Source organism: Streptomyces sp. NPDC001406 (genome assembly GCF_042895285.1).
Classification (GTDB): domain Bacteria; phylum Actinomycetota; class Actinomycetes; order Streptomycetales; family Streptomycetaceae; genus Streptomyces.
This window is the reverse complement of sequence record NZ_JBIAWG010000023.1, coordinates 1-19,193: the sequence shown is the minus strand read 5'-3', so window position 1 is coordinate 19,193 and position 19,193 is coordinate 1. Positions and strand designations below refer to the sequence as shown.

The following is a 19,193-nucleotide window of genomic DNA, read 5'->3' as shown; positions in this document are numbered from 1 at the left end:
GCCCGGTAAGGTCACGGAATGCTCACGGGGAGGGCACGCCAAGGTCCCGACGGCCGGGTTGCATACAGTTGTCCGCGCGGCGCCCCGCCCGAGCGGCGCGCACGTGTATTCGAAGTCGGTGGAACCCTCGGTCCCCCGGCTTCGTCTCGTTCCACGAAAGCCGACGAAAGGCACGGGTATGGAACGGCGCACGTTCATCTCAGGCGGCGCGGCCGCACTGACTGCGGCCGCGACAGCGGGGTGCAGCGGGGGCAAGTCGTCTGCCGGCCCCTCGACTGGCACAGCCAATGTAGCCGATTCGTCCGCTACGTCCATATCCTCCGGTACGCAAGCCAAGACCGCCCGTGCGGCGGCCGCCGCCAACTGGGCCGGCCTCGCCCGTGACCTCGACGGCCCTCTGGTCCGCCCCGGGGACGCCTCCTGGACGACCGCCCACCAGCTGTACAACACCCGCTTCGACGGTCTGAAGCCCGCGGCGGTCGCCTATGTCACGCACGCGGACGACATCCGCACGACGCTGGCCTACGCCAAGGCCCACGGCATCCAGGTGGCGATACGCAACGGCGGCCACTCCTATGCCGGCTGGTCCTCCGGCAACGGCCGCCTGATCGTCGACGTCTCAAAGCTGAACCGAATACGCGTGAGCGGCGGCCAGGCGGTGGTCGGCGCCGGCTCCAAGCTGATCGACGTCTACCGCGCGCTCACCGCGAAGGGCGTGACCATCCCGGCGGGCTCCTGCCCCACGGTCGGCGTCTCCGGCCTGGTCCTCGGCGGCGGCCACGGTGTCGTCTCCCGTGCCTACGGCCTGACCTGCGACAGCCTGACCCAGGCCACCCTGATCACGGCGGACGGCAAGCAGCTCGTCGCGAACGCCACCACGAACAAGGACCTGTTCTGGGCCCTGCGCGGCGCCGGCAACGGAAACTTCGGTGTCGTCACGGAACTTCAGTTCAGGACCCACCCCGCGCCGCAGGCCGTCACCGGCTATCTGACCTGGCCGTGGGCGAAGGCCGCGGCGGTGATCAAGGCCTGGCAGGAGTGGGGCCCGAGCCAGCCGGACGAGATCTGGTCCTCCCTGCACCTGGCGAACTCGGCGGGCGGCACCCCGACCGTCTCGGTCGCCGCGTTCTCCCTCGGCACCTACGGCGAGCTCCAGAACGCGGTGGACCGCCTGGCACACCTGGTCGGCGCGAACGCGCGGAGCGTGTCGCTGCGCCGCCGCGGCTACGAGGAAGCGATGGAGATCTACGCGGGCTGCTCCTCCTTCTCCGCGCAGGCCCAGTGCCATCTGCCCGGCTCCGCCCCCGGCCGCTCCCCGCAGGGCGCGCTGGGCAGGGAGACGTACGCCGCCCGCTCGGACTTCTTCGACCGCTCCCTGTCCGCGGCCGGCATCCAGACGCTCCTCAAGCAGATGCAGACGGTGCGGGGCGGCTCGGGCAGCATCGCCCTGACGGCCCTCGGCGGCGCGGTCAACCGCGTCTCTCCCACGGCGACGGCCTTCGTCCACCGCCGCTCGCGCATGCTGGCCCAGTACATCGCCTCCTGGCGGACCGGCACCTCGGGCAGCACGGCCCAGTCCTGGCTGACGACGGCGCACGACGCGATGAAGCCGTACGCGTCGGGAGCGGCGTACCAGAACTACACGGACCCGACGCTGAGGGACTGGCGCAAGGCGTACTACGGGGACGCGGCGGCACGCCTGAAGCAGGTCAAGACGAAGTACGACCCGACCCGCTTCTTCACCTACCCGCAGAGCCTCTGAGCTGCTTGCCGCCGCTAGGCCGCCAGGTCCCGCTCCTCGGACGCAGCCTGCGTCCGGGCCCCCGGGACCAGCGCCTCGCCGGTCTCGCCGCTGTCGCCGGACGACGGGCGGCGCCGGATCAGCAGCCCCGCCCTGGGCGACCGCGCGACCGCCTTCGTCACCGGCGTGAGCAGGGCCATGGCCGGCGGGGACAGCAGCAGGACGACAGCCGTGCCGAGGGCGAAGCCGCCGACGACGTCCGTCGGATAGTGCACGCCCATGTACACCCGGCAGAAGCCCTCGAACAGCGCGAGCCCGATCCCGGCGATCCCGAACCGCCGGTTGGCGACGAACAGCCCCACGCCCAGGGCCATGGTGATCGTCGCGTGGTCGCTCACGAAGGAATAGTCGGTCTTGCCGGAGACGAGGACCGCGAGACCCTGGTGATCACGGAAGGGCCGGGGCCGCTCGACGAACCCGCGGATGGGCACGTTGACGAGCACGGCGATGGCGGCCGCGAGCGGCGCCCACACGAGCGCGGCCACGGAGGACGCCGCCTCGTCCGCGCTGCCGGCCCGCCGGCGGACGGACCACCAGCAGCACACCACCAGCAGCACCATGGCGAGCAGCAGCCCGTACTCGCCCACGAACTCCATGACCCGGTCGAACCAGTTCGGGGCGCTCTTGGCCAGGCCGTTGATGTCGTAGAGCAGGTCGACGTCGGGGTTCGATCCGGATTCGGCGAGTACAGCCATGGTGCTGCGGCCCCTTCGTCGTTGTTCCGGACGCACCTCACGTGCGCCGCTCCTGCCCACCCCCGTGGCTTGTAGGTCCGCTTCCGCTGAGCGTCCGCTCGACTACGTCAACAGGAACGCACGATCCCCGTTGATACGTTCCACCCTCCACCGAATGATCACGCAGACGTTATCGAAGAGAGACTCATCGCCGCAGCTCAGGGGGTGGGTTCACAGTCGGTTCACACAGTTGTCGGGAGCGCTTTCGCGCCATCTTCGGTGACGCGGGTGGCGCCGAAATAATCCGGGGTGTCGACCGGATCGAACCTGATCACGGCCCCCGGCCGCGGAGCGTCGATCATGTAACCGCCCCCCACGTACATTCCCACGTGCCGGATGGCCCGGGAGTCGGTGGGGTCGTCCGAGAAGAACACCAGATCACCGGGGAGCAGTTGGTCCCGGGACGGGTGCGGCCCGGCGTTGTACTGATCGTTGGCGACCCGCGGCAGCGTGACCCCCACACTCTCGTAGGCGGCCTTGGTCAACCCCGAACAGTCGAACCGCCCACCCTGGTCAGCGGTGCCGTTCCCACCCCAGAGATAAGGGGTGCCGAGCTTCTTCTGCGCGTAGTAGATGGCCCCGGCGGCCTGCTCGGAGGGATCGACCCGGGTGGCGGGGGCGGCGAAGCTCTCCTGCAGCGTCGTGATCGTCTTCACGTAGCCCTGGGTCTCCTTGTACGGCGGCACACCCCCGTACTTGATGACCGCGTACGCCCCCGCGTTGTAGGCGGCGAGCATGTTGGCAGACGTGTCGCCGGGCACGTCCTTGACGTACTTCGCGAGTTCGCAGTCGTACGAAGCGGCCGACGGAATCGCGTCATTCGGGTCCCAGACGTCGCGGTCGCCGTCGCCGTCGCCGTCGACACCGTGCGTGGCCCACGTCCCCGGGATGAACTGTGCTATCCCCTGCGCCTCCGCCGGGCTCTTGGCGTTCGGGTTGAAGCCGCTCTCCTGGTACAACTGGGCGGCCAGCAGGGCGGGGTTGAGGGCGGGGCACAGGTTGCCCCACTTCTGCACCAGCGCCTGGTAGGCGGCCGGTACCGCTCCCTTGGCCAGCCCGACCCGGCCCCCGCCGACGCCGTTGACGAGGTTCCCGGCGACGATGTACACCCCGACGACGAGCAGCATCACGAAGCTCAGGCCGAGCCCGACCGCGACGCCACCGGCCACCCATACTTTCCGCACGGCTCAACCCTCCCCCATCCAAGGCCCGTTCAAGACCTCTTTTGCGTCGCGTCCGCCCGCCCACCCGGCATTTCGGCCTGTTCGCGACGCTCAGGGATCGGTCACCGCGTCCCGGTACAGCTCCGCCGCCTCCGCGCCCAGCACCACACTGTAGGAGGTGTCGTCCGTGGACCCGCCCTGCTCGTGCCCGCCGAGCACGCCCACGACCTCGTGGTCCCCGTTCACCCACGGACTGCCGCTGGTTCCTCCGCTGAAGCCGGGGCAGTCGATGCGCTGCTGCGTACTGCTGTGCGCGGAGGGCTTGTTGGTGCAGCTGATGGGCACCTCGTGGGAGTCGGGGTAACCGGTGACGGTCACCGCCGTCGCTCCGGTCGCCATCCCCGTCGCGAAGCGGTTGCCGCCCACGACGTCCTCGATCCGCTTCCCGTCCAGCTCGTCCACGAACGCGAACGCGATGTCGCTGTCCTCGTCCTGCCCTTGGGACCACCCGTCGGGCAGGAACCGCTTCCCGACCTTCCACACCCCGTACGGCGCCTGGCCGTCCCGGTACCCCGGCACGAACACGAGGTCGGAGTCGTCGCCGTACACGCAGTGCGCCGCGGTGACGATGAGGTTCCGCTGGGCGCTGTGCACGACGGAGGCGGTGCAGAAGTGGTTCCCGGAAAGGTCGTCGGCCTTGTCCGCGCCGAACAGCGCCCCGACCCGCGCGCCGCGCGCGGTGACGGCGGCCACGGCGGTGACCCCGAACGGTCCCGGCCCGTCGTCGGCCGCCGCGACGGAAGCCGAGGTGACGGCCAGCAACACCATCGCACCACCGAGCAGGACGGGACGCGAGGTACCTGAGATGCGTGAGATGCGCTTCATCAGGCCCCACTTTGTCCCACGAAGGTGAGAAACAGTTCCCGACTTCACTGAGATTTTCCTGTGAACCGCCCTGTCGGCCGCCGGACCACCGCACCCCGGCCGGCTCAAGTCCGGTTCGAGACCACCGTACTGTGCGGGTTCCTCCCCCGCCTCGTGCGTACCGTCCCGTTGGGCCAATGTGCTGACAGCTTGCCGACGACCGCCCGCCCCGGTCAGAACGTCGTCGTCATCCCGCCGTCCACCGCGATCGTCTGCCCGGTGATGAAGGACGCCGCATCGCTCGCCAGGAAGACGACGATGCCCGCTATCTCGGCCGGACGGCCCCAGCGGCCGAGGGCCGTACGGGTGCGCAGCCAGCGGTCCCGGTCCGGGTCCGAGTCCGGGTCCGAGTCCGGGTCCTCGGCCGGGTTCACGGCCGGGTTCACGGCCGGGTTCACGGCCGGGTTCGCGTTCCCGTCGGTCGCGAAGGTGCCCGGTGCCACCGAGTTGACGGTCGTACCGCTGGGGCCGAGGTCCGCGGCGAGGGCGCGGGTGAGGCCGTCCAGGCCCGCCTTGGCGGTGGCGTAGGAGACGTGCCCGGTCCGGCCGAGCCGGCCGACGGCCGAGCAGACGTTGATGACGCGGCCGGGAGTGCCGCGCTCGGCGAGGCCCCGGGCGACGGTCTGGCTCAGGGCGTACGCCGAGGTCAGATGGACGTCGAGGGTGTGGGCCAGTTCGTCGGGGGTGAGATCCTCGATGCTCCGCCGCTCGCGGTGGCCCACGTTGTTCACCAGGACGTCGATGTGGCCCAGGGCGGCCACCGCCTCGTCGGCGGCCCGCCGGTCGGTGACGTCGAAGGCGGCGGCCAGCACGTCCAGCCCGTCCTCACGGAGCCGCGCGGCCACGGCGTCGAGGGCGGCGGGGTCGCGCCCGTTGAGGATCACCCGGGCGCCGGCCCCGGCCAGCCCTCGGGCCATCTCAAGGCCCAGCCCGCGTACCGAGCCGGTGACCAGGGCCGTACGGCCGCCGAGCGTGAAGTCCACGGCGTCTGCGTCCATCCGGCCACCTCCTTGGAGCGGTTGATTCCGCTTACCGTAGCCGCCGCCCGTTCACGCCGTTCCGACAGCCCCTGTCACACCGCCTCGGCGATCTTGAGGCCCCACTTGATACCGGTCATGTCCTCGGACAGCGTCCACAGCCGCCGCGCGGCCGCCGGGTCGCTCGCCGCCGCGATACGGCCCACCAGGGTCGGCGCGCCGCGCATCTCGCCCAGGCCGTCCGGGCCGACGAAACTGGCGCCGGGCAGGTCCTGGGTCGCGGCATACAGGGTAGGCAGCGCGCCCGCCCTGTCGTCCTGGGCCAGGAACCGGTTGCCGACGAGCATGAGGCCGCGGGCGACCGGGTTCGCGGTGTGGCTCTGCAGATTGGTGGCCGCCCAGCCGGGGTGGGCGGCGAGGGCGCGGACGGGCGAGCCGGACTCCGTCAGGCGGCGCTGCAGTTCCAGGGTGAACAGGAGGTTCGCCAGCTTGGACTGGGAGTAGGCGCGCTGGGGGGTGTAGCGGCCGGTGAGGTTGGGGTCGTCGAAGGAGATGGCGCGGTCGCCCATGCGGTGGGCACCGGAGGAGACCGTCACCACCTTGCCCGTGACGTGGGGCAGCAGCAGGTTCGTCAGGGCGAAGTGGCCGAGGTGGTTCGTGCCGAACTGCGTCTCGAAGCCGTCCTTGGTCCGCTGCTCCGGGAGCATCATCACGCCCGCGTTGTTGATCAGCAGATCGATCGGGCCCTGCCACGCCCCGGCGAACTCCCGTACGGAGGAGAGATCCGCCAGGTCCAGGCGGCGCACCTCCGTGCTGCCGGTCACCTTCGCGGCGGCGGCCCGGCCGCGCTCGAGATCCCGTACGGCGAACACCACGCGTGCTCCCGCACGGGCCAGCGCGTCGGCGGCGGCGAAACCGATGCCGCTGTTGGCGCCGGTGATGACGGCCGTACGGCCACGGAGGTCGGGGAGGTGGGTCGCGTTCCATGTGCGCGCCTTGAGCGCGTCGTTCTTGTCAGCCATGACTTCAATGTAGGCGTCGCCTACAATGCTGTCAATGACAACAATGGTGACGCCGCCAACAATGCTGCCGCCGTCTACATGCCGATACGATGGTCCGCATGTCCGAGAGCCGCCCCTATCACCACGGAGACCTGCGCGCCGCCCTCCTCGAGGCCGCCGAGCGCACCCTGCGCGACCGGGGCGCCGCCGCGCTGTCCCTGCGCGAGCTGGCGCGCGAGATCGGGGTGAGCCACGCCGCCCCCGGCCGCCACTTCAAGGACAAACAGGCACTGCTCGACGCCCTGGCCCTGGCCGGGTACGAGCGGCTGGCCCAGGCCCTGGAGTCCGCGGACGATCCCGCGCTCGCGCTGGAGCCGCGGCTGTGCGCGCTGGCCAAGGCGTACGTCGGGTTCGCCGCCGAGAACGCCGCGCTGCTGGAGCTGATGTTCACGCGCAAGCACGACCCCGAGGCCTCCGCGCAACTCGCCGCCGAGGTGGACCGCTCCGTCGGTTCCTTCATGCGGCTCGTCGCGGACGCGCAGGCACGGGGCGAGATCGTCGCGGGCGACCCGGAGCGCATCACCCTCGTCGCGGCCGCGAGCATGCACGGACTCGCCTCCTTCGCCGCCAACGGCTCGATCCCGGCGGACCAGGCCCTGGCCGGCCTGGACGAACACGTGCACCACCTGCTGCACGGCCTCAAACCCCGCTGAGACGCGGCGAAACACAGCCGGGTCAAGCCGCCCCCACCCCGGCACCATCCGGCCCCCAATGACCGGTAAGCCCGGCGGCCGTTTCGGTAACGCGGGAGTCAGAATTCCGCCACCTGTCTTGTTGTCGCGCACTCAACAAGCGAGGGTCGTTGCGTGAGCGCCGACGCCAAGTCCGCCTCTCCCGAGGCGACTTGGACGGCCACCCCCCCTGCGCCAGGCACCCGCTCCCCCTACGGACTTCCCTTCACCGGGTGAGCCCCACGCCATGACGTCCCCGTCGGGTCACGGGGAGCCGCCGCAATGAGGGGGACGTGGGGTCCCCTCGGCGGCACGGAAAGGGAACGGGCCACGGCAGCCGGCCGCGGCCCGTTCTTCGTGCGCGAGTGAACGGACCGGCAGCACACGGCAGATGGCGCGGGCCTCGGCGGCAGCCGGGGCCCGTTCGTGATGCGTACCGTGAGAACATCGTCTCGACGACTCACCCGACCGGCCGTCAGAAACCGTGCCAGGTCGTAAGAGGGGTCAACGACGGAACCACACGACAGGTTCCGCTCAGGCCTCGTTGCCCGGCGTGACCTGCCGTGATACACAGAGTCACCGTACGTGCCATTCGTACGAAACCCGCCAAGCAATGACGTCAAGTCGACATACGACAGCGACAATCTCGGCGAGAATGAGGCGTGACCTCTGCACACCGCAGGGGCATCTCGGAACTACCCACCAGGGGCGGTGACTTACATGCTCTTTGCGGCCGACAAGGGAGACATCAACACCATCATCGGCGGGATCGCTCCGGACTGGGGGCCCTTCGGCAGCCTGGGCAACGAGGCGAAGGTGATGATCGAGGTGGTGATGGCCGTAGCCATCCTGCTCTGCCTCGGCATCGCGGTCTGGGGCGCGGCCAAGCAGCGCATCGGCGCGACGGCCCTCCGGGACACCTTCAGCGCCGAACAGGGCAAGGGCCTCATCATCGCCGGTCTGACGGGTGTCTTCATCATCGGTTCGCTGGGCACGCTGTTCACCATCGTGTACGGAATGGCCGTGTAACCGCGCCCCGGGCGCGCCCGGCCTGGCCCTGTCGTCTCCCTCCACCCCACCCGCCCTTCGTGCCCACCGGCTGAGGTTGCGTTTCCCTGATGTCGAGTCACCACACCGCGCCCGCGCGGGAACCAGCACGGCTACCGTCGTATTCCTACGCGGTCCGGTACGAGGGGGCTAACGCGGCATGAGTCTCGGAGACGAGCACGGTTCCGGCGGGTACGCCGACACGGGTCAGACACGCACGCGACTCCCCGAGGGCGACCCCTACGGCGGCGCCCGGCGCGGCGGCCGCTCGTCCTCACGGAGCCTGGTCACGGTCGTCGGGGTGGTGGTCCTCCTGATCGCCGCGATCGCCTTTGCGAACCGTGGAGGTGACGACGCGACGTCCTCCGACGGCACCACCGACAAGCCGGCCACGTCGTCCACAGCGGCAAGCGGGACGAAGCCGGTGGAGTCGAAGGCGGGGGGGATTCCGACGGGGTTCGCACACAGCCGGCAGGGGGCGGAGAGTGCGGCGGCCAACTACGCCGTTGCGCTGGGCTCGGCCGAGATGTTCGACAAGACCAAGCGCGACGCGATCCTGCAGACCGTGATCACGTCCCCCCGGGTCTCCAGTTTCGAGGCTTCGCTCGACCAGGCATACACGCCCGAGTTCAACAGAAGTGTCGGCCTGAACCAGGACGGCTCGACTCCCAAGGGCTACACGTTCGTCTCCCGTACGAGCCCGATCGGCACCAAGGTCATCGAGTCCTCCAGCGACACCGCAACCGTCGAGGTCTGGTGCAGCGGTCTGCTCGGCTTGGCGGGCGAGAACTCCACGAACCCAGTCACCAACAGCTGGTTCACCATCACCATGAAACTTGAGTGGGCTGCCGGTGACTGGAAGATCATCACGCACTCTCAGAAGGAAGGCCCGGCGCCCGTTCCCGGCGACGACAAGGCCTCCAGCGCCGACGAAATGTCGAAGGCCGTCGAGGAGTACGGAGGGTTCACCTATGCCCGCTAATCACCGCGTACTCAAGCTGACCGCCGTTCTCACGGCCGTGCAGACCGCAGCGGTTCTCACCGCCACCCGGGCATTCGCGGCACCCACGCCCTCGCCGTCGAAGAGCAACGACCCCTGCGACCTGATCCACGGCCCTGCCAAGGACTACTGCGAACGCGACAGCGGCTCCAAGGGATCCACCAGCACCCCCAACGACCCCCTCTCCACCCTCGACCCCCTCTCCTCCCTGGCCAAGGGCTGTGCCGACGCCGCCTCCTGGACCATCAACAAGCTCAGTGACGCCGTCAAGGAGACCGCGAACGTCGACTTCACCAACGCCAAGTTCCTCCAGCAGTACGCGGTGGTCTTCGCGGCGTCGACGATCCTGACCCTCCTCCTGTGGCTGCTGGCCGTGGCCAAGCGCGCGGTGCGCGGCGTCCCGCTCACCACCGCCCTCTCCGAGGCGATCGGCTTCCTCTGGCTGACGGTGCTCGCGTCGGCGTTCACCCCGCTGATCCTCTACACCGTCGTATCGGCGACCGACGGCGTCACCGACATACTCGCGAAGACGACCGGCAACCAGACAGACACCTTCTTCGGTACCTTCTCCGGCGCCCTCAGCAAGGGCAACGACATCGGCGGCGGCCCGATCATGCTGATCGTCGTCTCCCTGGTCAGCATCCTCGCCGCCGGCATCCTCTGGCTGGAGCTGGTCATCAGGGCCGCCCTCCTCTACGTCGGCGCCCTCCTCGGCACCGTCGTCTACGCGGGCCTCGTCGACAAGAACCTCTGGGGCCACGTACGCCGCTGGGCCGGCATCATGATCGCCGTCATACTGGTCAAGCCGGTGATCGTCATCGTGCTCGGCCTCGCGGGGGCCCTGTCCAGCGACAACGGACCCAACGCCTTCTCCGCCGTGGTCTCCGGCCTCGCCATCATCCTGCTCGCCATCTTCGCCAGCGCGATGATCTACCGCTTCGTCCCGGGCTTCGGCGACGAGATCGCCAACGGCCGCAACAACCGCATCATGCAGGGCGCCGAGGGCAAGGCCGCCGCGGTCATCAGCTCCCCGGCCACCCTGGTCGCGCAGGGCATCAAGACCCACAGCGCCCGCGCCGACAACAACGGAGGCGGCGGCCAGTCCGGCGGCTCCAACACCCCCCGCCCGGCCAACCCGGCCCAAGGCGGCGTCGCCGCGCACAGCTCACGCGGCTCGAACGGAGGCGGCGGCGGCTCCCCCTCCGCCACCCCCGCGCCGCGCGCCCCCAGCCCGGCGAACACCCCGCACGCAAGCAACACACGCAACAGCAGCAATCGCTCGGGAGGTGAAGGGCGTTGACGACCGAGTCCCACATGTCCCATCCGGTCACGCCCCGCCGTACGTATCTCATCGGCCGCGCCCGGCCGAACGCGATCGTCGGACGGAACCGTGAGTCCGGCGAGATCGCGCTGATCATCGCGGGCGCGTTCCTCGGCATGATGTGCGGGCTCCTGGTTCCCGTCCTCTCGCTGCGCATCGTGCTGCTGATGGGCTTCCCGCTGCTGGCGCTGATGGCGGTGTACGTGCCGTACAAGCGCCGTACGTTCTACAAGTGGTTCGAGATCAACCGCAGCTACAAGCGCACCCTGCGGCAGGGCACCGTCTACCGCAGCGGGGTGATGGAAGCCGGCACCCGGTTCGACGGGCGCGAGGTGGAGATCGGGCCGCCGCCCGGGATCGGCCGCATCAGCTGGCTGGCCGCGCCCTTCGGGCCGGACGAGATCGCCGTCCTGCTGCACGCCGACCGCCGTACCGTCACCGCGGCCATCGAGATCGAGGGCCCCGGCGTCGGTCTGCGCGACTCCGAGGACCAGGAGGCCCTCGTCGACCGCTTCGGCACGCTGCTCAAGCACGTGGCCAACGGCGACGGCTTCGTCACCCGGCTCCAGATGCTCGCCCGCACCCTCCCCGCCGACCCGGACGCCCACGCCAAGGACGTCGCGCAGCGCGGGGACGAGAAGGCACCCGACTGGCTGGCCCGCTCGTACGACCAGCTCCAGTCGATGGTGTCCACCAGCAGCGAGCAGCACCGCGCCTACCTCGTCGCCTGTATGCACTACACGCGCGAGCTGGCCTCCGAGGCGCAGGCCATGGCCCGGGCGGCACGACCGCAGGCCGGGCGGAAACTGGACCGGGACGCCGGGCTCGCCGTCGTCATGGCGCGCGAGCTGACCGACATCTGCTCGCGGCTCCAGGAGGCGGACATCCGGGTGCGCCAGCCGCTCGGCCAGGGCCGGCTCGCCTCCCTCATCCACTCCATGTACGACCCGGACCACCCGATCGACCACATCCAGGCGATGACGAAACGCAATGCCTGGCCGGCCGAGCTCGACGCCATGGAGCCCACCTACCTCCAGGCCAAGACCCGGGAGTCCTCGACCCGCGCGCCCTGGTGCCACGCCACCGCCTGGGTGAAGGAGTGGCCGATGACACCGGTCGGCGTCAACTTCCTCGCCCCTCTGCTGGTCCACACCCCGGACGTCATCCGCACGGTCGCCGTGACGATGGACCTCGAACCCACCGAGATCGCCATCGAGCGCATGCTGACCGAGAAGACGAACGACGAGGCCGAGGCCAGCCGCGCCGCCAAGATGAACCGCACCGTCGACCCGCGCGACATCGCCGCCCACAACCGTCTCGACCAGCGCGGCGAGGACCTGGCCAGTGGCGCGGCCGGGGTCAACCTCGTCGGCTACATCACCGTGTCCTCCCGCTCACCGGAGGCACTGGGCCGCGACAAGCGGACCATAAGGGCCTCGGCCGGAAAGTCGTATCTGAAACTGGAGTGGTGCGACCGCGAGCACCACCGGGCCTTCGTGAACACACTCCCGTTCGCCACCGGTATTCGAAGGTAGGGGCCATACATGCGGGATCCGCTGTCCGTCCTCACCGACTCCTTCACGTCCTTCCTCTTCGGGAAGGTCGAGACGACCCGGCTGCCGGTGCGCACGTCCACGGGCCAGGCCCAGGCGGTCTACCTCCCGACCGCCGCCCCCGGCCTCGGCGACTCCGGCGTGATCATCGGCCGCGAGGTCTACTCCGGCAAGGGCTACATCTACGACCCGTTCCAGCTCTACGGCCAGCAGCTCCCGGCCCCGCACTGGCTGGTCCTCGGCGAGTCCGGCAACGGCAAGTCGGCCCTGGAGAAGACGTACGTCCTGCGCCAGCTGCGCTTCCGCGACCGCCAGGTCGTCGTCCTGGACGCACAGGGCGAGGACGGGGTCGGCGAATGGAACCTCATCGCGGAGGAGCTGGGGATAACTCCCATCCGGCTGGACCCGATGGCGGCCCTGGACCACGGCATCCGGCTCAACCCGCTCGATCCCTCGATCACGACGACCGGCCAGCTGGCGCTGCTGCGCACGATCATCGAGGTCGCGATGGGGCACGGCCTGGACGAGCGGTCCGGCTTCGCGCTGAAGGTGGCGCACGCGTACGTCAACGAGACGATCGTCGAGCGCCAGCCGGTGCTGTCCGACATCGTCGAGCAGCTACGGCACCCGGAGCCGGAGTCGGCCGAGGCGATGAACGTCGCCATAGACGACGTACGGGCCTGGGGCCTGGACGTGGCGCTGGTCCTCGACCGACTGGTCGACGGTGACCTGCGCGGCATGTTCGACGGCCCCACCACGGTCGGCATCGACCTCGACGCCCCGCTGATCGTCTTCGACCTGTCCCACATCGACCGGAACTCCATCGCCATGCCGATCCTGATGGCGATCGTCGGCGTGTGGCTGGAGCACACCTGGATCCGCCCCGACCGGAAGAAGCGCATCTTCCTGGTCGAGGAGGCCTGGCACATCATCGCCAGCCCGTTCGTCGCGCAGCTGTTCCAGCGGCTGCTGAAGTTCGGGCGCCGGCTGGGTCTGTCCTTCGTGGCGGTCGTCCACCATCTGTCCGACGTCGTGGACGGCGCGGCGGCGAAGGAGGCGGCAGCGATCCTGAAGATGGCCTCCACACGGACCGTCTACGCCCAGAAGGCGGACGAGGCGCGGGCGACGGGACGGGTGCTGGGCCTGCCCAGGTGGGCCGTGGAGATCATCCCGACCCTCACCCCGGGCATCGCGGTGTGGGACGTCAACGGCAATGTCCAGGTGGTCAAGCACCTGGTGACGGAGACGGAACGCCCGCTGGTCTTCACCGACCGCGCGATGACCGAGTCGTCCCGGGAGATGGAGTCCGACGACGCGTTGCGCGCGGCCGAGCTGGAGGCGGAGGAGCGCACGGCGGCCTTCGTGGAACAGCACCTGGGCGACTCCGAATCGACGGTGGCGTAGGGAGGAACCCCGTGAGACCCGACGACCACCGCGACCCCCGGCGGGAGAACCAGGGCGGCATTCCCGACGGACTGCTGATCGGCCTGCTCGCGTTCCTCCTCGGCATGACCCTGCTGGTGTGGACGGCGACGGGACTGGCCGGCTGGTTCGCCCGGGGCTCGTGGCCGTCCGGCGTCACCTTCACCCGGACCCCGCTGGCCATGCGGCACCTCATCGGCGAACCGCACGACATCACCGGCGCCTGGCCCAGCACACCGGCCGGGCAGCTCTCCGGGTACGGGCTGTTCTGGGGTCTGTTCATCGGCCAGTTGATGGTGCTGTTCGTACTGACCGTGTTCGTGATGGGCACGCTGGCGCGGTGGCGGGCGGGGAAGGTCAGACGGAGCTTCGAGAAGGGGGTGGCGAAGGGGCGCGCGCAGGCTGCTCAGCCTGCTCAGGCGGCTCAGTCACAGCCGGCTCAGCCGCAGGCACCCCAGCCCCAGCAGTTCGAGGTGCCCGAACCACGCAGGGAAGCGGAGCCCGAGCCGACGGAAGCCCTCCCCGGCTTCCCTGCCAACGGTGAACGCGTGGGCGCGTGGGAAGCCGGCCGCACCGAAGGCGCGGTGCTCTACGCCCCGCCCGAGACCCGCCACAGCACCGCGACCCAGGCGATCCGGGACGCGGAAGGCCCCGCGCTGGTCGTCACGTCGAACCCCGTGCTCTGGTCGGAGACCAAGGACGCGCGCGCCAAACTCGGCCCCGTCCTCCTCTACGACCCGACCCACCTCTGCGACACCCCGGCCCGCCTCCACTGGTCGCCCACGGCGGGCTGCGAGGACAAGCAGACGGCAGTGCAACGCGCCACTGCCCTGCTGGCCCCGGTCAGACCCACGGCCAAGATCGACCAGGCCCTCGTGGACACCGCCGAAACCCTGCTCCGCAGCTATCTGCACGCCGCCGCCATAGACGGCCGCACCATCCGCCACGTCCACCGCTGGACCCAGGGCGCCCAGATCCAGGACGCCGTACGAACCCTCCGTACCAACCCCAAGGCGGCCCCCGGAGCCGCGGGCGAACTGGAAGCCGCGCTCACCGCACACCCCGAACGCCGCGACATCGCCCAGGAGTTGACGAGCCGTGCGCTGGCCGCCCTCTCCACGGTCAATATCCGCGAGGCATGCACTCCGAACCGAACTGATGCGCTTGCCTTGGATTCCTTCGTCAATGAAGGGGGCACGCTTTATCTGGTGGGTGAATCCATCGAGGACCCCAGGACCAACCCAGGTGCGATGCCTCTTCTGACGGCACTTGTCTCAAGCGTGGTCGAGCGCGGCCGGCGCATGGCCGAACGGTCATCCTCCGGTCGGCTCGACCCACCACTGGCCCTCGTCCTCGACGACATCGCGGCCGTCGCCCCGCTCCCCCAGCTCCCCGAGCTGCTGACCAACGGAGCGGACCGCGGCCTGCCGACCCTGGCCCTGCTCCGCTCCCGGGAACAGGGCCGCGCCCGCTGGCCGTACCACGAACTGCCGGTCTGAGAAGCCTCGTTACGACTCGTTACGACTTGCTATGTGTCGTTACGACTTTTCGAGCACGAACTCCAACTCGGACTCCCCGGACGCCTGCTCCAACGGCACGGTGATCCCGCTCGGCACGAACCCCACCTTGCGGTAGAAGCCCTGGGCCCGCCCGTTGTCCTCATGGACGATCAGCCGCACCCGCTCGGCCCCGATCCCCCAGGCCCATTCCAGCCCAGCCGAGAACAACGCCTCCGTCAGCCCGATCCCCCGGTACCCGGGCCGCACGAACACCCCGACGACATGCCCCTGCTTCCGGTCGACCGCGAAGCCGGCCCAGTCGGTGGACCCCGCCTCCTCCACGAGCACGGTCAATGTGCCGACCCACGCCCCGTCCGGCCCCTCGGCGATGAACTGCCGGGCGCCGGCCGCCCCCTCACCGGACCGTTCGGCCCGCCCCTGCCAGAAGGCGTCCGGCTCGGCCGCGGCCTTCTCGTACGTCTCCAGGAACGCGAGGTGTGCCACGGGATCCCGCAGCGCGTCGAGCCGCAGACGCTTGACGGCCTGCCACTCCTCGGCCCGTATCGCCCGGATCACGTATTCGTCGCTGATCAAGCTGCTCATACGGCCACGCTAGTACCCGCCCACCGGACCGCTCACCCGAAATAGTCCGGGCTCGTTGTCAGTGCCGCGGTCTACCGTGGTCGCCATGACGACTCTGCAGAACCGGCCGAACACCGCACTGCTCATCGTGGACGTCCAGAACGGGGTGGTGGAGAGCTCCCACAACCGTGCCGACGTCATCGCGAACATCAACGTCCTGGTCGACAAGGCCCGCGCCGAGAACGTCCCCGTGATCTGGGTCCAGCACTCCGACGAACAGCTGAAGTCCGGCAGCGAGCCCTGGAAGTACGTCCCGGAGCTGAAGCGCCACGACACCGAGCCCCTGGTCCACAAGAACTACCCGGACTCCTTCGAGGACACCGAGCTGGAGTCCGTCCTGGCCGAGCGCGGCGTCGGCCGGCTCGTCGTCACCGGCGCCCAGACGGACGTGTGCATCCGCTCCACCCTGCACGGCGCCATGGTCCGCGGGTACGACGCGACGCTGGTCGCCGACGCCCACACCACGGAGGACCTCTCCGCGTACGGCGCCCCCGCCCCGGAGCAGGTGATCGCCCACACCAACCTCTACTGGAAGTGGCAGAGCGCACCCGGCCGCCGGGGCGGGAGCGTCGACACCGCGGAGGTGACCTTCACCGCGGCCGACTGACACCGTCAGTCGTCGTCATCGAGCTCCTTGGCCTGATCATTGGGCACAGCCCCGTAGAGGTCGTGCCGGGGCTCCGGCATCTGCGACTTCGCCCCGCGCACGCTCTTCCAGATCGCCTCGTTGAAGGTCCGCTCGTCGATCTGGTCCTCCTTGGTGAGATCCTGCTTCGCCGACACACCGGCCATCGGCGAGTTGACCGTGTTCACCGCCGTGAGGTCGGTCGTCGGCTTCACGGCGTCGTACGGCGCCGCGTCCGGCTCGGCCGTGAAGGAGTTCACCATCGGGGTGGCGTACGCGTCGAACTGCGTCATGGGGGACAGCCCCAGCAGCAGCTCCATCGTCCGCACCATGGAGGCGGTGCTGTAGAAGGTCGAGTCGACCCGTCCGGTCCGCGTGTACGGGCTGATGACCTGCGATATCGTCCGGTGCGCATCCACATGGTCGGGCCCGTTCTGGGCGTCGTCCTCGGTCACGAAGATCGCGGTCGACTTCCAGAACTTCGAGTGCGAGACGGTGTCGACGAGCTGCCCGAGCGCCCAGTCGTTGTCGGCGACATAGACCTTCGGGGTCGGCATGCCGGCCTTGGTCCCGGAGGTGTGGTCGTTGGGCAGCCGCACCATCTCGAAGGCGGGCAGCTGCCCGCTCTCCTCGTACTGGGCGAACTCCTTCTTCCACTCCTCGATCCGCGGGCTGCCACAGGTCGAGCCGCGGGCGGGGAAGGTGCCGGCCGAGTCCGGGCAGCTGAGGTTGTACGGCCCGAAGTCGTGGTCGGTACCGGCGTTGAGGACGGGGTCCTCGGCGACGGCCTTCCCGCTCGCGTCGGCGCCGACATAGAACCCGTAGTTCCGGAAGCCGACGCCCTTGTCGTGCAGCCGCTGCCAGATATAGGCGTGCTCGGGGTCCTTGTTGGGCGCGATCGCCGGGTCGCCGTTCTCCGACGGATAGGTGTGATTGCGGCCGGAGTAGTTGCCCGGCCAGCCCTGTTCGCTGTACGGGTTGGAGTTGGCGGCCACCGTCCAGTTCCAGCCCTGGGCGCTGACCTCGGCGTCGGCGTAGAAGTTGTCGAGGGTCACGAACTGCCGCTGCAGCGCTCGGGCGTTGGGCGCGGACTCGTCCCCGAAGAGATTGAGGGACGCGTCGCCGTTGCCCTTCTCCAGCGAACCGAACTCCTGGTCGTAGGTCCGGTTCTCCTTGACCACGTAAATGACGTGCTTGATCGGGGTCCTCTCCCCGACCCGCCGCGGTACGACGGCCCCGACGGCCCGCGGGCTGTTCCCATCCCCGAACCCGTTGTTGGCGATGACGGTCCGCGTCCACCGCCTCAGCTGCTTGGCCCCTCCGTCCAGCGGGACGGTCGACAGGGTGCCCTTCATCATCGAGCCCGAGTACTGGTCGGGCGAGGTGGGAGCGGTGGACGTCGGGTTCGGATACCCGGGCCCGTTGTTCGGCCCTGCCCCGAGCCCCTTGGCGTTGGTGACGTACAGCTTGTCGTCGTGCGCGACGACCGCGGTCGGATACCAGGCGGTGGGAATGAGCCCGGCGGACCTTCCGCTCTTCAGGTCGATGACAGCGATGTCGTTGTTCCCGGAGTTGGCGACGTACAGCCGCCGGCCGTCCTCCGACAACGCGAGCGCATCGGGATTGCTCCCCACGGGCGCGTCCCTGTACGGCGCGAGCCCGATCGTCCTCGTCACCTTCCGGGTGGCGACGTCGACGACACTGACCTGGTCGCTGTCCCCGTTGGCGACGTAGAGCCGGTCCTGGCCCTCATCGGTGATGACGGCATTGGGATGGGTCCCGACCTTGATGGCCGTCCCGGCCATGGGAGCCGGCCCGCTGATGTCGAGGACGCTCACGGTGTCGCCACCCTGGTTGGTGACGAAGGCGGTCTTCCCGTCCTCCGCGAGGGCGACCGCGTACGGCGCGTGCCCCACGGCGACGGTGGACATGGATCCGTCCCCGAGATTCACCACGGTGGCGGCATCCGCGAGCCGGTCGGCGACGACGAGCCGCTTTCCGTCGGGCGTCACGGCGATCCCGGCCGGATACATGTTCACGGCCTGGCCGCCGGGGTTCTTGGTGGGCAGTTTGATGGGAGTGGTCTCGGTCAGCCGTCCGCCACTCACGTCATACGTGTGGATGATCTCGCGCCCGCCTCCACTGGCGTACGCGCGCTTGCCGTCAGGGCTGAAGGCCAGGCCCGTGAAGATCGCCTGAGGGCTCGGATACGAGATGGTCTGCACGACCTCCGAGTCCTCGGGGTCGACCACCTGCAGGGACTGGGTGCCCTGACCGGCGTTGCTCACCAGGAGCATGCTCTTGTCGGGGGACAGTACGGCGTTGAGGGGGAGATTGCCCAGCTGGGCCTGGCGCCCGGCCGGAGTGACCTTGTAGCCGACGGGAGTCACGGCGGTCTCGTCGCCCTTCGGTCCTGCGGTGCCCTGCCCGCCGCCGGCCGCGAGGGCGACGGCGGCTCCGGTGACGAGCACAGCGGTACCTGCCAGCACAGTGACAACTCGACGTCTGTTTCTGCGTCTGAGGACCATGGGTCACGACGGTGACACGGAGCGTTGACAACCCCGTGGAACCGAGGTGACGTGGCCATGACCGTGGCGTGAACGCGAAAAAGCCCCAACTCACGGTTTTTCAACCGGAGTTGGGGCTCCTTCTCAAAATTTGTTCGGCGGTGTCCTACTCTCCCACAGGGTCCCCCCTGCAGTACCATCGGCGCTGTGAGGCTTAGCTTCCGGGTTCGGAATGTAACCGGGCGT

General features: G+C 69.5%; 16 protein-coding genes and 1 rRNA gene. 9 read left to right on the top strand and 8 right to left on the bottom strand.

From position 1 onward, the window contains the following. Positions 1 to 178: 178 nt before the first annotated feature. Positions 179 to 1,762: an FAD-binding oxidoreductase gene (locus ACFY1J_RS40060; RefSeq protein WP_390732947.1), complete on the top strand. Its 1,584-nt coding sequence runs from the start codon at positions 179 to 181 to the stop codon at positions 1,760 to 1,762. A gap of 14 nt (positions 1,763 to 1,776) precedes the next feature. Here the strand turns inward: ACFY1J_RS40060 and ACFY1J_RS40055 are convergent, their stop codons facing one another. The 5 genes from ACFY1J_RS40055 to ACFY1J_RS40035 form a co-directional block, all read right to left on the bottom strand. Next, the gene (locus ACFY1J_RS40055; protein ID WP_390712149.1) at positions 1,777 to 2,496 is read right to left on the bottom strand and encodes a phosphatase PAP2 family protein; all 720 of its coding nucleotides are present in this window, start codon (positions 2,494 to 2,496) and stop codon (positions 1,777 to 1,779) included. A 221-nt stretch (positions 2,497 to 2,717) separates the two neighbouring features. After that, positions 2,718 to 3,662: an NlpC/P60 family protein gene (locus ACFY1J_RS40050; RefSeq protein ID WP_390712164.1), complete on the bottom strand. Its 945-nt coding sequence runs from the start codon at positions 3,660 to 3,662 to the stop codon at positions 2,718 to 2,720. A 147-nt stretch (positions 3,663 to 3,809) separates the two neighbouring features. Further along, complete coding sequence (locus ACFY1J_RS40045; RefSeq protein WP_390712150.1) at positions 3,810 to 4,583, bottom strand: trypsin-like serine peptidase; 774 nt, start codon at positions 4,581 to 4,583, stop codon at positions 3,810 to 3,812. A gap of 212 nt (positions 4,584 to 4,795) precedes the next feature. Next, positions 4,796 to 5,620 carry an SDR family oxidoreductase gene (locus ACFY1J_RS40040; protein WP_390732946.1) on the bottom strand — a complete coding sequence of 275 codons (825 nt, stop codon included), beginning with the start codon at positions 5,618 to 5,620 and terminating at the stop codon, positions 4,796 to 4,798. A 74-nt stretch (positions 5,621 to 5,694) separates the two neighbouring features. Beyond that, a complete protein-coding gene (locus ACFY1J_RS40035; protein WP_390732945.1) occupies positions 5,695 to 6,621 on the bottom strand; it encodes an oxidoreductase in 927 nt (308 codons plus the stop codon). Between the two features lie 89 nt (positions 6,622 to 6,710). Here ACFY1J_RS40035 and ACFY1J_RS40030 point away from each other — a divergent pair, with 89 nt between their 5' ends. The 7 genes from ACFY1J_RS40030 (at position 6,711) to ACFY1J_RS40000 (ending at position 15,173) form a co-directional block, all read left to right on the top strand. Then, a complete protein-coding gene (locus ACFY1J_RS40030) occupies positions 6,711 to 7,313 on the top strand; it encodes a TetR/AcrR family transcriptional regulator (RefSeq protein WP_390712153.1) in 603 nt (200 codons plus the stop codon). A 738-nt stretch (positions 7,314 to 8,051) separates the two neighbouring features. Next, a complete protein-coding gene (locus ACFY1J_RS40025) occupies positions 8,052 to 8,360 on the top strand; it encodes a hypothetical protein (protein ID WP_014673544.1) in 309 nt (102 codons plus the stop codon). A 178-nt stretch (positions 8,361 to 8,538) separates the two neighbouring features. Then, positions 8,539 to 9,360, top strand: a complete 822-nt coding sequence (locus ACFY1J_RS40020) for a hypothetical protein (RefSeq protein WP_390712154.1) — start codon at positions 8,539 to 8,541, stop codon at positions 9,358 to 9,360. After that, a complete protein-coding gene (locus ACFY1J_RS40015; protein ID WP_390712155.1) occupies positions 9,350 to 10,678 on the top strand; it encodes a hypothetical protein in 1,329 nt (442 codons plus the stop codon). Before ACFY1J_RS40020 ends, ACFY1J_RS40015 begins: the two co-directional genes overlap by 11 nt. A gap of 14 nt (positions 10,679 to 10,692) precedes the next feature. Next, the gene (locus ACFY1J_RS40010; RefSeq protein WP_390712165.1) at positions 10,693 to 12,234 is read left to right on the top strand and encodes an SCO6880 family protein; all 1,542 of its coding nucleotides are present in this window, start codon (positions 10,693 to 10,695) and stop codon (positions 12,232 to 12,234) included. 9 nt (positions 12,235 to 12,243) lie between these two features. Beyond that, positions 12,244 to 13,656 carry an ATP-binding protein gene (locus tag ACFY1J_RS40005; RefSeq protein ID WP_390712156.1) on the top strand — a complete coding sequence of 471 codons (1,413 nt, stop codon included), beginning with the start codon at positions 12,244 to 12,246 and terminating at the stop codon, positions 13,654 to 13,656. Between the two features lie 11 nt (positions 13,657 to 13,667). Then, entirely contained in the window at positions 13,668 to 15,173 is a 1,506-nt protein-coding gene (locus tag ACFY1J_RS40000; protein ID WP_390712157.1) for a type IV secretory system conjugative DNA transfer family protein, read from the top strand. A gap of 39 nt (positions 15,174 to 15,212) precedes the next feature. Here the strand turns inward: ACFY1J_RS40000 and ACFY1J_RS39995 are convergent, their stop codons facing one another. Beyond that, the gene (locus tag ACFY1J_RS39995) at positions 15,213 to 15,776 is read right to left on the bottom strand and encodes a GNAT family N-acetyltransferase (protein WP_390712158.1); all 564 of its coding nucleotides are present in this window, start codon (positions 15,774 to 15,776) and stop codon (positions 15,213 to 15,215) included. An 85-nt stretch (positions 15,777 to 15,861) separates the two neighbouring features. Here ACFY1J_RS39995 and ACFY1J_RS39990 point away from each other — a divergent pair, with 85 nt between their 5' ends. Then, the gene (locus tag ACFY1J_RS39990) at positions 15,862 to 16,422 is read left to right on the top strand and encodes a cysteine hydrolase family protein (protein WP_390712159.1); all 561 of its coding nucleotides are present in this window, start codon (positions 15,862 to 15,864) and stop codon (positions 16,420 to 16,422) included. A gap of 5 nt (positions 16,423 to 16,427) precedes the next feature. Here the strand turns inward: ACFY1J_RS39990 and ACFY1J_RS39985 are convergent, their stop codons facing one another. Then, positions 16,428 to 18,929 (bottom strand): beta-propeller fold lactonase family protein, encoded by a 2,502-nt coding sequence (locus tag ACFY1J_RS39985; protein WP_390712160.1) that lies wholly within the window; start codon positions 18,927 to 18,929, stop codon positions 16,428 to 16,430. Between the two features lie 171 nt (positions 18,930 to 19,100). Continuing rightward, positions 19,101 to 19,193: ribosomal RNA gene (rrf, locus tag ACFY1J_RS39980) — 5S ribosomal RNA — on the bottom strand; the annotation flags it as partial.